Below are 12,258 nucleotides of genomic sequence, written 5' to 3'. Positions count from 1 at the left end.
GGGTGGCTCGATCGTTTTGCTGAATAAATGACGCTGGCTGGTAATGGCGTGAGGAGATAAAAATGGATTTGAACACTGAAGTTGATCAATTGATCAAGGCCTCCCAGGCCTGGGTTCCGATGATCATGGAGTACGGCAGTCGCGTGCTGCTGGCACTGGTTACCCTGGCTGTCGGCTGGTGGCTGATTAACCGCCTGACGACCAAGATCGGTCAGTTGCTGGCGTTGAGAAAGGCGGATCTTGCGCTGCAGGGCTTTATCAGCAGCCTGGCCAATATCATTCTCAAGATATTGCTGATTGTCAGTGTTGCATCGATGATCGGTATTCAGACCACCTCGTTTGTGGCAGCCATCGGTGCGGCAGGTCTGGCCATTGGCCTGGCATTGCAGGGCAGCCTGGCCAACTTTGCAGGTGGGGTACTGATTCTGTTGTTCCGCCCGTTCAAGATCGGTGACTGGATCGAAGCTCAAGGTGTAAGCGGGACTGTCGACAGCATTCAGATTTTCCACACGGTGCTGCGTACCGGTGACAACAAAACCGTCATCGTGCCAAACGGTAACCTGTCCAACGGCATCATCACCAACTACAACCGTCAGCCGACGCGCAAGGTGGTGTTTGATGTGGGTGTGGACTACGAGGCGGACCTGCAGAAGGTGCGTGAAGTGTTGTTGGCGCTGGCCGATGACCCGCGCGTGCTGAAGCAGCCTGCTCCGGTCGTTGTGGTGACTGCCTTGGGCGACAGTGCTATCACCATGTCGCTGCGGGTTTGGGTCAACACCCCGGATTACTGGGATGTACTCTTTATGCTCAACGAGCATTCGCGTGACCGCTTGAAGGCTGAAGGTATTGATATTCCTTTTCCGCAGCGTGTAGTACGTGTGGTTCAGGAAGTGGCTGCGGAATAAGGCCGGGAACTGCACCTGATTATTGAGTCAGGTCTGGATAAACAATTAAAGGGGCTAAGGCCCCTTTAATTGTTTTTGTCGCTTGTGGTCGCCGCTGCGAATGCATGATCGGACATATATGTATAACTGATAATTAGTTGCATTCGGCTCTGTTAGTTAGCTTGCTATATAACTTGGTTTTATGTCGGCCAATAAAAAGCCACGCCCTGAGACAGGTGCGTGGCTTTCACTAAACAGTGTGTTTGCAACTAGAGCCCTTAGGCCTCGGTTACAAGATGTTCAGTGGGTACTCGGCAATGATACGTACGTCGTTGTTGTCTGTGCCGTTCACGCTGTTGTTGCCGTTGGTGCGGTAAACCGCGCTACGCAGACGCAAGGACAGGTCTTTGGCCGGGCCTTCCTGCAATACGTATTTGGTCTCGAAGTCGAACTCGTGCTCTTTGCCTTCGCCCGTGCTGGTGGAGATGTTGTCACCTTTCACGTAGCGAGCCATGAAGCTCAGGCCTGGCACGCCGTAGCTGGCCATGTTCAGGTCGTAGCGACCCTGCCAGGAGCGTTCGTCACGCTGGTTGAAGTCGGAATATTGCACGGAGTTGGCGAGGAAAATAGTACCGCCGCCGTCTACGCCGTAGTAGTAAGCGCTGTCACCGGTGGAGCGCTGGTGAGCGATGGTGAACTTGTGGGCGCCCAGGCTATAGGCGGCTGCCAGGCTCCAGATTTTGTTGTCAACGTCGCCGGCGCGTTCCTGACCCTGGCTCGAGGTTCTGTAGCCGTTGAAGTCGAAGTTCAGGGCTTGAGACTCTGCGATTGGCAGGGTGTAGTTCAGGTTGATGTACTGCTTCTTGAAGTAGTCATCAACATCGGATGCGGCAATGCCGCCGACGAAGTTGTCAGTGAACTGGTAGGTTGCGCCGGCAATATTGGCGGCGGTCAGGCCTGGCTCACCTTTGCCGTTGATGCTGTCACGGGCCATGCCAGTCTGGGAGCTCAGTGCGGTGAAGCGACCTGCGGTCAGCTCCAGGCCTTTGATTTCCTTGCTGGTGATCAGGGTGCCGGTAGCAACCTCAGGCAGCAGGCGGCTGTCGTCAGTGGAGAAAACCGGGCTGGCGACGAACTGGTTGCCGTATTTCAGCTCGGTGTCGGACAGGCGGAATTTGACCGCGCCGCCGATTTTCCCTTGGGTATCTTCAGGGGAGCCATCGCTTTTGCTGGCGAACAGGCCGTTGCCCTGGCGACCGGCACCGCCATCCAGGCGTGCAGTACCCATGGCGAAAGCATCAACACCGACACCAATGGTGCCTTGGGTGAAGCCGGACTGGTAGTTAAGCAGCTCGCTCAGGCCCCAATCTTCACGGTAGCCGCTTTTGAACGAACCATCGGCCTGCTGCTTGTTGCCAGCACCATTACGGAAGTCGCGGTTCATGTACAGCATGCGGGTTTTGGAAGTCAGCGTGCTGTCTTCAACGAAACCTTTTGCGTCGTCCTGGGACGAAGCCATTGCGAACTGAGTAGTGCCGGCTGAAACAGCCAGGGCGATCATGCTCCACTTCATCACGCGCATCGTGATTTGCTCCTTTGGTTTTTAGGAAGAGTACTGCCGTCCCACCTGAATTATTATCTGGGCGGCTCTTTCTTTTTGTGTCGGCGCAAACTTATATCACGCCGGCAATATTGGCGATACTTGCTCTCATAACCTTTCAGCTTCTTTACAGCCATGTCGCAAATGGCACCCCACATGTCGCAAGCGCGCCGCTTAGAGCCTTGTTTGAGCATCTATTCAGTACTGTTTCCAGTGTTGGGCATATGATTGATTTCATGTTGCCTACAATGAAAACTCAAAATTCCTACTGTTTAGCTATTGTTATTTATCGTCAGGTTGCTGTGCTCCTGCTCAGGCTTGGCGACTGTGTCAATGATCTATGCAACAAGCGTGCTCAAATTCCTGCCTGGCTGAAAAATAAATAATATTCTGCGTTTTTGAGCTATGAGGCCTGATCTTGCTTGGGTCAAACGGCGATAAAGCTGCCTTCAGGGTGTTGTTTTTTGTTGCAAGGAGTGGTGCCTGTCCCGGATTTACGCCTTAAGCGTTACCGGTTAACACCCGCTGGGGTGGCAGGTGACGTTTTGGCGCGCTTGAAACATGCGCTTTGTGCAGTTTTGGTGCATAAGTGTTCGAGCACTGTTGCTTGGGCGTGCAGCGCCGCATTTGCGGTGCGTGCAGGGCTGGAGGCGTGATGCCAGTCGCAATCAAGGGTATCCTTGATTCCTGTCGTCTGGCCTGCGGTGAGTGTCACCGGGTGCCGGGTTGTGCTGAAATGAACGGTCAAACAGGAGAGCTCCCAGTGTTCGCTTTGGATACACGTCTTCAAGAGGATACCTGGCTGATAGGGGACTTCCCCTTGTGCCGCTTGCTGCTTTCCAATGATTCGAATTACCCCTGGTTTATCCTGGTGCCGCGACGCGAGGGTATAACTGAACTGTTTCAATTGGATGACGCCGACCAACAGCGGATGTGGGCTGAGACCACGGCTTTGGCGCGGGTGCTGAAAGAGTCGTACGGTGCGGATAAAATCAATGTTGCCACCCTGGGTAATGTCGTCAGTCAGTTGCACATGCATGTGATTGTTCGTTACCGGGCTGATGTGGCATGGCCAGGGCCTGTCTGGGGCAAGCATCCTGCAAAACCCTATGCGCCGGCAGAGGTGCGTGCTGTCCGGGACAGGCTGGCATCGGCTCTTGATGCAAGTTTTACTATTTCGGAGGGTTGATCGTGACGCTTGAAGCGCGAGTGATGGACCTTGAAAGCCGCGTGGCTTTTCAGGATGACACCATTCAGGCATTGAATGATGTACTGGTGGCCCAGCAGAACACCGTGGATCGTCTGCAGATGCAGATGGCCGCCTTGCTCAAGCGCCAGGAGGAAATGGGCGGGCAGTTCGAGTCGTTTGAAGAAGAGGCTCCGCCACCGCACTATTGATTGTTTTGTGCAGGCATAAAAAAACCGCGATTCAGCCTGGCTGATCGCGGTTTTTTTTCAGGCTTGAATCAGCGGCGCGGCAATGCTGCGATCACGTCTTCGGCCTGCAGGCCCTTGTCGCGGTTCATGACCGAGAACTCGACACGTTGCCCTTCCACCAAAACACGGTGGCCCTCGCCACGAATGGCGCGGAAGTGTACAAAAATATCATCACCGGAATCTCGGGAGATAAAGCCGAAACCCTTTGAGGTGTTGAACCATTTGACAGTCCCTGTATCGCGGTTGGTCATGTCATAGCTTTGCGAGGACGACGAAGGTGACGATTTATAGAAGCTGACAGCAAGATGAAGCAGTACGGCAATAACAGCAGGTGTCAGGCCCAGGAGAACAGCGGGCTGATCACCAATCGGCAGCAGCAGGCCGAACAGGGTCAGGGTCTGCAGGACAACGGACAGTACCAGCAGCGCACTGACCAGATTCTGCAGTTGATGGCGCGGGCCTTTATTCCAGAATGGAATGACTGGGGCCAGTGTCAGGTTCAGCAGGCCAAAAAACGCCAGGTAAAGGGCATCAGGATGTTGTAGGTAAGGTAAAGCTTCAGATTGCAGGCTGGGAATAAAGGACAGCAGCAAAGCCGCTGCACCCGTTATCAGGTGGACGATTTTCAACATTTCAATGACTCACATTAAGATAGATCGCAAGGAAGAGCTGATTGCGCACGGTTCGCTTCAGAAAAAATGGAGGCGCTGGACACGTGAGTTCATCAGCCTATGCGCCCTCGCCGGAGGCGAAAATTGGGCAACACGCTGCCTATTTAACAGCAAAGCTTGGGTCTACTCAAATTAAGCGTATGGGTCTATCTGTGAGTGAGACTGTTCGATGAGGCCTAGGCAAAATCAGCTTATTACGAAAGCCTTGTCTTAGACGCATGTAGGCCTCTGGTCTGGGGGTTGGGGGGTGGTGTGATCTGATGGGGGTGCTGCCTGCTCCGTCCATGACCATATTCGCCGCACGTAGCGAGAGCGCTCCTACAGATTTGCGGGTTTGATCCGCTGGATAAGAATTTTTACATGTCGTTTTATGAGGCAAGTTCTTTGAAAAAAGAGTAATCAAATCCAATGATGCGCAATGGAGTGCTTTTGCGATGGGGCGATTGATGCGGCAAGAAAATGCCGGGTGCAGATCAATGCAGAGGGTCAGGATTGACCCTGCCATTCTGGACTTTGGCATCACGCTGGCCCGGCCATTATCACGTTCGGTACGGTTGAATGGCTTTGCCACCTGTTTGCGGCTTGAGGAAGTGTATTGGGAGGTGTTGTCCGATATATCACGTATCAACAAGTGTTCAATAAATACGCTGCTGTCCTATATCGACCTGGAGGTTCACTTGCGCCATGGCGGGGTGAAGAACTTCAGTGGGTTCATTCGGGTCGTCTGCGTCATGCACTTGTTGAAAATGGGTCGCGGCCTTCAGGAGGTAAAACAGCAGCAGGTGTTTGCGGGTTGAAGGCCGCAGCCGGCTGGAGGTGCATGCTCGACGGCTTGTAATCGCCCACTATTTATGATGCATTTAGGTGCTTCTGGCTGTTCATGCGGCTGCAATGGCTCGATTTACCAGATATAATCTCGCTCTTTGCTGTGCGGCCCTGCTTAAGGGTTGCCGCTAACGGATTGTCGAGACACGCCAATGCCCATGTACGATTACCAGTGCGCTTCCTGTGGTCATCAGCTGGAAGCCATTCAAAAGATCAGCGCTGCACCGCTGGTTGATTGTCCAGCCTGTCAGGCCCCCGAGCTGAAGAAAATGCTGTCCATGCCGGGTTTCCGCCTTAGCGGTACAGGCTGGTATGAAACAGACTTCAAGACAGGCTCGAAAAAGAATCTGGCAGGCGGCGATAAATCCGACTGAGGTCTAGCGAAAGCAGTCAGAACACAAGCGGGCTCTTGCAAGGTTACCAGCACCGACGGTGCGCAAGACCTCCACCGAATTTCGAATTACGAGAAGTGAAACCACTACCATGATGCGCAGCCATTATTGCGGCCAACTGAACGAAAGCCTGGACGGCCAGGAAATTACCCTTTGCGGATGGGTTCACCGTCGCCGTGACCACGGTGGGGTGATTTTCCTCGATATCCGTGATCGTGATGGTCTGGCCCAGGTGGTTTTCGACCCGGATCGCGCTGAGACCTTCGCCGCTGCCGACCGTGTGCGCAGCGAGTATGTTGTCAAGATCACCGGCAAGGTACGTCTGCGTCCTGCCGGTGCAGGCAATACCAACATGGCGTCGGGCATGATCGAAGTGCTGGGCTATGAGCTGGAAGTTCTGAACGAAGCAGAAACCCCGCCATTCCCGCTTAACGAATTCTCGGATGTCGGCGAAGAAACCCGTTTGCGCTACCGCTTTATCGACTTGCGTCGCCCGGAAATGCTCGAGAAGCTGCGCCTGCGTTCGCGCATGACTACCAGCATTCGTCGTTACCTGGACGAAAACGGCTTCTTGGACGTTGAAACACCGATCCTGACCCGTGCCACCCCGGAAGGCGCCCGTGACTATCTGGTGCCTAGCCGTACTCACGCCGGTTCGTTCTTTGCTTTGCCGCAATCGCCGCAACTGTTCAAGCAGTTGCTGATGGTGGCCGGTTTTGACCGTTACTACCAGATCGCCAAGTGCTTCCGCGACGAAGACCTGCGTGCCGACCGTCAGCCTGAGTTCACTCAGATCGACATCGAAACCAGCTTCCTCGATGAAAAAGACATCATGGGCCTTACCGAAGGCATGATCCGCAACCTGTTCAAGGAAGTGCTGGATCTGGAATTCGGCGAATTCCCGCACATGACCTTCGAAGAGGCCATGCGCCGCTACGGCTCCGACAAGCCCGATCTGCGTAACCCGCTGGAACTGGTTGACGTTGCCGATCAGCTCAAAGACGTGGATTTCAAGGTGTTCAGCGGCCCGGCCAACGACCCTAAATGCCGTATTGCGGCCCTGCGGGTTCCGGGTGCTGCAAGCATGCCGCGCAAGCAGATCGACGACTACACCAAGTTTGTCGGCATCTACGGTGCCAAAGGCCTGGCGTACATCAAGGTCAACGAGCGCGCCAAAGGCGTGGAAGGTCTGCAGTCGCCGATCGTTAAAAACATCCCTGAGGCCAACCTGAACGTGATCCTGGATCGCGTCGGTGCCGTCGATGGCGATATCGTGTTCTTCGGTGCCGACAAGGCCAAGATCGTCAGCGAGGCCCTGGGCGCGCTGCGTATCAAGGTGGGTAACGACCTGAACCTGCTGACCTGCGAGTGGGCCCCTATGTGGGTAGTCGACTTCCCGATGTTCGAAGAGAACGACGACGGCAGCTTCAGCGCCTTGCACCACCCGTTCACTGCACCGAAATGCTCGCCTGAAGAGCTGGAAGCCAACCCGGCAACCGCGATCTCCCGTGCCTACGATATGGTCTTGAACGGTACCGAGCTGGGTGGCGGTTCGATCCGTATCCATCGCAAGGAAATGCAGCAAGCGGTATTCCGCCTGCTGGGTATCGAAGAAGCCGAGCAGGAAGAGAAATTCGGCTTCCTGCTGGACGCCCTGAAGTACGGCGCGCCGCCCCATGGTGGCCTGGCCTTCGGTCTGGATCGTCTGGTCATGCTGATGACCGGTGCACAATCGATTCGTGAAGTGATTGCCTTCCCGAAAACCCAGAGTGCTGCCTGTGTCATGACACAAGCACCTGGCGTGGTTGACGCCAAAGCGTTGCGCGAGCTGCATATTCGTTTGCGCGAACAAGCCAAGGCAGAGTAAGTCTGACCTTCAAAGGCGCATCTTCGGGTGCGCCTTTGCATTTGGGGTCGAGAATTTTTATTGACAGGCCTTGGCCTGGCAAGGTTTTTAAAGGGATTCGGAGTGCGTTATGGCAGGTCATTCTAAGTGGGCGAACATCAAGCACCGCAAAGAGCGTCAGGATGCCAAAAAAGGCAAGATTTTCACCAAGTGGATCCGTGAACTGACCGTTGCTGCCCGTCAAGGTGGCGGCGATCCGAGTTCCAATCCGCGCCTGCGTCTGGCGCTGGACAAGGCCCTTGGGGCGAACATGAGTCGCGATATCATTGATCGCGCCGTGGCCCGTGGTGCCGGTGCGGCTGATACCGATGACATGGTCGAATTGAGCTACGAAGGCTATGGCCCGGGTGGCGTAGCCGTAATGGTCGAGTGCATGACCGACAACCGTAACCGTACTGCTGCGGCTGTACGCCATGCGTTCAGCAAGTGTGGCGGCAACCTGGGTACTGACGGTTCTGTTGCCTATCTGTTCGAGCGCAAGGGCCAGATCTCCTATGCAGCCGGCGTTGATGAGGATGCCTTGATGGAAGCCGCGATGGAGGCCGATGCCGACGACGTGGTGACCAACGAAGATGGCTCCATCGATGTGTTCACGTCGTTCTCCAGCTTCTATGCCGTGCGTAACGCCCTGGAAGCGGCAGGGTTCAAGCCGACGGATGCTGAAATCGTCATGTTGCCGACCACCAGTGCCGAGCTTGATCTGGAGGGCGCAGAAAAGGTTCTCAAGTTGATCGACATGCTTGAAGACCTGGATGACGTCCAAAACGTCTACTCCAATGCTGAAATCCCTGACGCCGTCCTGGAGCAGCTTGCCTGAGCGATTGCGTCAATCAAGAGGCCGGAGGTGCTCCGTCGCGACAATCGCGGCGCTGGGCACCTCCGGCTTCTGCCTTTAAGCTGTCCGGGTATGTGCCGGTGGGCATCACTTCATAAGCTGTAGGCGTTATGACTCTTATTCTTGGTATCGATCCGGGTTCGCGAATCACCGGTTATGGCGTCGTGCGAGACACTGGGCGTGGCTGTGTGTACGTGGCTTCGGGATGTATTCGTACGGGGAGCGGCGAACTGCATGAGCGGTTGCAGATCGTCTATCGTGGGGTGCGTGAGGTTATTCAGACGTACGGTCCTGTCACCATGGGCATCGAAAAGGTGTTTATGGCCCGCAATGCCGATTCGGCTCTCAAGCTGGGGCAGGCCAGGGGCGCGGCCATTGTTGCGGGAGCCGAAGAAAACCTGGAGATCGCCGAGTATTCGGCAACCCAGGTCAAGCAGGCGGTGGCGGGTACAGGTGGCGCCAATAAAGAACAGGTGATGATGATGGTCATGCACCTGCTCAAGCTGACCAGCAAGCCGCAAATCGATGCGTCGGATGCCCTTGCGATTGCCTTGTGCCATGCCCACACTCGCTCCAGCTTGCTGCCCCACGGGCTGGGTGCGGCCCGTAGCCGTGGCGGGCGTTTGCGGCTGTGAAACGCAATTTTTAACTGAATTGGGCTTCCTGACAGGGCTTCATCTGTAATGATGCGGCTCTGTCTTTGTATTTGTCAGCCATTGATCTGGCCAGTGAAAGGATCTGAAACGTGATTGGACGCTTGCGCGGCACTCTGGCTGAAAAACAGCCGCCGCACCTGATTCTCGATGTAAACGGCTTGGGTTATGAGCTGGAAGTACCGATGACCACGCTTTATCGATTACCGTCTGTCGGCGAGCCACTGACCCTGCATACCCATCTTGTGGTTCGCGAAGACGCCCAGTTGCTCTATGGTTTCATAGGCAAGCGCGAGCGTGACTTTTTTCGTGAGCTGATCCGGCTCAACGGCGTCGGCCCCAAGCTGGCGCTGGCGTTGATGTCCAGCCTGGAAGTCGATGAGCTTGTGCGCTGTGTGCAGGCTCAGGACACATCGGCCTTGACCAAGGTTCCGGGGGTGGGCAAAAAGACCGCGGAACGACTGCTGGTAGAGTTGAAGGATCGTTTCAAGGCGTGGGAGCAAGTACCCAGCATGTTCGCCCTGGTCCCTAATCAGCCGGATGCTCCGGTGCCGGTCGCCAGCGCTGAAAGTGATGCGGTGAGTGCCTTGATCTCCCTGGGCTATAAGCCTCAGGAAGCGAGCAAGGCGGTTTCTGCGATCAAGGATAAAACGTTGAGCAGTGAAGACATGATTCGCCGAGCCCTCAAGGGGATGATTTAAGTGATTGAAGCTGATCGACTGATTACAGCCTCAAGCGGGCGGGACCGGGAAGAAGTTCAGGATCGGGCGATTCGGCCTCTGAGCCTGGCCGACTATATTGGCCAGCCCACCGTTCGCGAGCAGATGGAGCTGTTTATCCAGGCTGCGCGCGGGCGTGCCGAATCGCTGGATCACACATTGATCTTTGGGCCGCCCGGGCTGGGCAAGACGACGCTGGCCAACATCATCGCCCAGGAAATGGGCGTATCGATCAAGAGCACTTCCGGGCCTGTTCTGGAGCGCCCGGGTGATCTGGCTGCGCTGCTGACCAACCTTGAGCCCCATGATGTGCTCTTTATCGATGAAATCCATCGCCTTTCACCCATTGTCGAGGAAGTGCTTTACCCGGCCATGGAGGACTTCCAGCTCGATATCATGATTGGCGAAGGGCCGGCTGCGCGTTCCATCAAACTCGATCTGCCGCCTTTTACCCTGGTGGGGGCGACCACGCGCGCCGGGATGCTGACCAATCCGTTGCGTGATCGTTTCGGGATTGTTCAGCGACTGGAGTTCTATAGTACTGACGACCTGGCGACGATTGTCAGTCGCTCGGCGGGTATCTTCGGTTTGCCGCTCGACCCTGAAGGTGCGTATGAAATTGCCCGGCGGGCTCGCGGGACACCGCGTATCGCCAACCGTTTGCTGCGTCGTGTGCGGGATTTTGCCGAGGTGCGTGCCAAGGGGCATATCACCAAGCCGGTCGCTGACCTGGCGTTGAACCTGCTGGACGTAGATGAGCATGGTTTTGATCATCAGGACCGGCGATTGCTGCTGACCATGATCGAGAAGTTCGATGGCGGGCCTGTGGGAGTCGATAGCCTTGCCGCAGCAATCAGCGAAGAGCGTCATACGATTGAAGACGTGCTGGAGCCGTATCTGATTCAGCAGGGGTACATCATGCGTACGCCGCGTGGTCGCGTTGTGACCCGGCATGCGTATTTGCACTTTGGTTTAAACATTCCGTCACGATTAGGCGATATGCCTGTGGTAGACGAATTTCTGAATGCTTTGGATGATTAATAAGCCGTTAGCGGTCGATTTTTTTAAGGTTTTTGCTGTCTCAAGGACTGGCGCTGAAAATCTTCGGTCATAAAGGCCAAGAAGCGTAAAAAACAGTGGTTTGGCGGATTGGCAACCTGAGGAGTAAGCACTAGAGTATGCGCGCGCAAAACAGGCTTGAGCCGTTCGCACATCGCTGTCGCGTTTATTACGAGGACACCGATGCGGGTGGCGTCGTGTATTACGTAAATTATCTAAAGTTTATGGAGCGGGCTCGAACCGAAAGGCTGCGGGAATTGGGGTTTGCCCAGTCCGCGCTGGCAGGCGAGAACCTGTTATTTGTCGTGCATTCCAGCGAGGCGCGCTACCACGCACCGGCGCGACTGGACGACGAACTGTTGGTAAGTGCGCAAGTGATGGAACTCAACCGTGCCAGCCTGCGTTTCAAGCAGCAGGTCTGGCGGGCTGCAGATGCAACGCTGCTCTGTGAAGGGCAGTTTTTGGTGGCCTGTGTGCGCGCCGATAGTTTTAAACCCCGAGCCATTCCCGAAGCTCTACGTACGGCCTTTGCCGACGTGAGCGGCGCGGGTAAACATTTAGAGCAGGAGATAAAGCGTGGAAGCTAACGTCGTCGACCATTCCTCCATGTGGAGCTTGGTCAGCAATGCCAGCATTGTTGTGCAGTTGGTAATGTTGACCCTGCTGGCCGCATCGGTTACCTCGTGGGTCATGATTTTTCAGCGCAGCACCATGTTGCGCGCCGGTCGACGTGCCCTTGAAAGCTTTGAAGAGCGTTTTTGGTCGGGTATCGACCTGTCGAAACTGTATCGTCAGGCAGGTAGCAATCCGGATCCGGACTCGGGCGTGGAACAAATCTTTCGTGCCGGTTTCAAAGAGTTCTCGCGTCTGCGTCAGCAGCCGGGCGTTGATCCTGAAGCGGTTATGGAAGGTGTGGCGCGTGCCATGCGCGTGGCCATCTCCCGTGAAGAAGAAAAGCTTGAACAAAGCTTGCCGTTCCTGGCCACCGTTGGTTCCGTAAGCCCGTATATCGGCCTGTTCGGTACCGTATGGGGCATCATGAACTCCTTCCGTGGCCTGGCCACTGCCCAGCAGGCAACACTGGCGACTGTAGCGCCAGGCATTGCCGAAGCACTGATCGCAACGGCCATCGGCTTGTTCGCGGCCATCCCGGCAGTTATTGCTTACAACCGTTTTGCTGCCCGTAGCGAAACGCTGATCGGCCGCTACTACACCTTCGCCGATGAATTCCAGGCGATCCTGCACCGCAAAGTGCACACCAGCGAAGAATAAGCAGG

At 55.5% G+C, this 12,258-nt stretch carries 15 protein-coding genes; 13 read left to right on the top strand and 2 right to left on the bottom strand.

Going from position 1 to position 12,258, the window contains the following annotated elements:
• The first annotated feature begins 62 nt into the window (after positions 1-62).
• Entirely contained in the window at positions 63-905 is an 843-nt protein-coding gene (locus GHO42_RS20945) for a mechanosensitive ion channel family protein (protein ID WP_130872086.1), read from the top strand.
• Between the two features lie 268 nt (positions 906-1,173).
• Here the strand turns inward: GHO42_RS20945 and GHO42_RS20940 are convergent, their stop codons facing one another.
• On the bottom strand, positions 1,174-2,466 hold the full coding sequence (locus GHO42_RS20940; protein WP_095019266.1) for an OprD family porin: 1,293 nt from the start codon (positions 2,464-2,466) through the stop codon (positions 1,174-1,176).
• A 77-nt stretch (positions 2,467-2,543) separates the two neighbouring features.
• On the opposite strand from GHO42_RS20940, the gene GHO42_RS20935 reads away from it, so the two are divergent.
• The 3 genes from GHO42_RS20935 (at position 2,544) to GHO42_RS20925 (ending at position 3,882) form a co-directional block, all read left to right on the top strand.
• Positions 2,544-2,870, top strand: coding sequence for a hypothetical protein (locus tag GHO42_RS20935; RefSeq protein ID WP_153326791.1), 327 nt, complete (start codon positions 2,544-2,546; stop codon positions 2,868-2,870).
• Positions 2,871-3,247: 377 nt separating this feature from the next.
• Complete coding sequence (locus GHO42_RS20930) at positions 3,248-3,673, top strand: HIT domain-containing protein (protein ID WP_095001781.1); 426 nt, start codon at positions 3,248-3,250, stop codon at positions 3,671-3,673.
• Positions 3,674-3,675: 2 nt separating this feature from the next.
• Positions 3,676-3,882, top strand: a complete 207-nt coding sequence (locus GHO42_RS20925; RefSeq protein WP_095019267.1) for a SlyX family protein — start codon at positions 3,676-3,678, stop codon at positions 3,880-3,882.
• Between the two features lie 68 nt (positions 3,883-3,950).
• On the opposite strand, the gene GHO42_RS26325 is transcribed toward GHO42_RS20925, so the two are convergent.
• Positions 3,951-4,553: a cold-shock protein gene (locus tag GHO42_RS26325; RefSeq protein ID WP_095001779.1), complete on the bottom strand. Its 603-nt coding sequence runs from the start codon at positions 4,551-4,553 to the stop codon at positions 3,951-3,953.
• 515 nt (positions 4,554-5,068) lie between these two features.
• Between GHO42_RS26325 and GHO42_RS20915 the strand changes: the two genes are divergently transcribed.
• The 9 genes from GHO42_RS20915 (at position 5,069) to tolQ (ending at position 12,253) form a co-directional block, all read left to right on the top strand.
• Complete coding sequence (locus tag GHO42_RS20915; protein ID WP_371926142.1) at positions 5,069-5,389, top strand: ribbon-helix-helix domain-containing protein; 321 nt, start codon at positions 5,069-5,071, stop codon at positions 5,387-5,389.
• A gap of 180 nt (positions 5,390-5,569) precedes the next feature.
• On the top strand, positions 5,570-5,791 hold the full coding sequence (locus GHO42_RS20910) for an FmdB family zinc ribbon protein (RefSeq protein ID WP_029611571.1): 222 nt from the start codon (positions 5,570-5,572) through the stop codon (positions 5,789-5,791).
• A 109-nt stretch (positions 5,792-5,900) separates the two neighbouring features.
• On the top strand, positions 5,901-7,676 hold the full coding sequence (aspS, locus tag GHO42_RS20905; RefSeq protein WP_016782225.1) for an aspartate--tRNA ligase: 1,776 nt from the start codon (positions 5,901-5,903) through the stop codon (positions 7,674-7,676).
• A gap of 109 nt (positions 7,677-7,785) precedes the next feature.
• Positions 7,786-8,532 (top strand): YebC/PmpR family DNA-binding transcriptional regulator, encoded by a 747-nt coding sequence (locus GHO42_RS20900; RefSeq protein WP_016782226.1) that lies wholly within the window; start codon positions 7,786-7,788, stop codon positions 8,530-8,532.
• A 128-nt stretch (positions 8,533-8,660) separates the two neighbouring features.
• Complete coding sequence (gene ruvC / locus GHO42_RS20895; protein ID WP_029611572.1) at positions 8,661-9,185, top strand: crossover junction endodeoxyribonuclease RuvC; 525 nt, start codon at positions 8,661-8,663, stop codon at positions 9,183-9,185.
• A 110-nt stretch (positions 9,186-9,295) separates the two neighbouring features.
• Entirely contained in the window at positions 9,296-9,904 is a 609-nt protein-coding gene (gene ruvA / locus GHO42_RS20890) for a Holliday junction branch migration protein RuvA (RefSeq protein ID WP_095001777.1), read from the top strand.
• The gene (gene ruvB / locus GHO42_RS20885; protein ID WP_095001776.1) at positions 9,905-10,963 is read left to right on the top strand and encodes a Holliday junction branch migration DNA helicase RuvB; all 1,059 of its coding nucleotides are present in this window, start codon (positions 9,905-9,907) and stop codon (positions 10,961-10,963) included.
• A 137-nt stretch (positions 10,964-11,100) separates the two neighbouring features.
• Entirely contained in the window at positions 11,101-11,568 is a 468-nt protein-coding gene (gene ybgC, locus GHO42_RS20880; protein WP_016782230.1) for a tol-pal system-associated acyl-CoA thioesterase, read from the top strand.
• Positions 11,558-12,253: a protein TolQ gene (gene tolQ / locus GHO42_RS20875; protein WP_048363571.1), complete on the top strand. Its 696-nt coding sequence runs from the start codon at positions 11,558-11,560 to the stop codon at positions 12,251-12,253. The genes ybgC and tolQ overlap by 11 nt, the downstream gene beginning before the upstream one ends.
• Positions 12,254-12,258 lie beyond the last annotated feature (5 nt).

The sequence above is a fragment of the Pseudomonas sp. FSL R10-0056 genome (assembly GCF_009600105.1).
Classification (GTDB): domain Bacteria; phylum Pseudomonadota; class Gammaproteobacteria; order Pseudomonadales; family Pseudomonadaceae; genus Aquipseudomonas; species Aquipseudomonas bubulae.
The sequence above is the reverse complement of the archived record's forward strand: the minus strand, read 5'-3'. Positions and strand labels throughout refer to the sequence as shown.

Excerpts from the sequence above, each read along its gene's own strand:
- GHO42_RS20915 (WP_371926142.1), top strand. The coding sequence starts at position 5,069 with ATGCAGAGGGTCAGGATTGACCCTGCCATTCTGGACTTTGGCATCACG.
- GHO42_RS26325 (WP_095001779.1), bottom strand. The coding sequence starts at position 4,553 with ATGTTGAAAATCGTCCACCTGATAACGGGTGCAGCGGCTTTGCTGCTG.
- GHO42_RS20945 (WP_130872086.1), top strand. The coding sequence starts at position 63 with ATGGATTTGAACACTGAAGTTGATCAATTGATCAAGGCCTCCCAGGCC.
- ybgC (WP_016782230.1), top strand. The coding sequence starts at position 11,101 with ATGCGCGCGCAAAACAGGCTTGAGCCGTTCGCACATCGCTGTCGCGTT.
- ruvC (WP_029611572.1), top strand. The coding sequence starts at position 8,661 with ATGACTCTTATTCTTGGTATCGATCCGGGTTCGCGAATCACCGGTTAT.
- GHO42_RS20910 (WP_029611571.1), top strand. The coding sequence starts at position 5,570 with ATGCCCATGTACGATTACCAGTGCGCTTCCTGTGGTCATCAGCTGGAA.
- aspS (WP_016782225.1), top strand. The coding sequence starts at position 5,901 with ATGATGCGCAGCCATTATTGCGGCCAACTGAACGAAAGCCTGGACGGC.
- GHO42_RS20900 (WP_016782226.1), top strand. The coding sequence starts at position 7,786 with ATGGCAGGTCATTCTAAGTGGGCGAACATCAAGCACCGCAAAGAGCGT.
- GHO42_RS20940 (WP_095019266.1), bottom strand. The coding sequence starts at position 2,466 with ATGCGCGTGATGAAGTGGAGCATGATCGCCCTGGCTGTTTCAGCCGGC.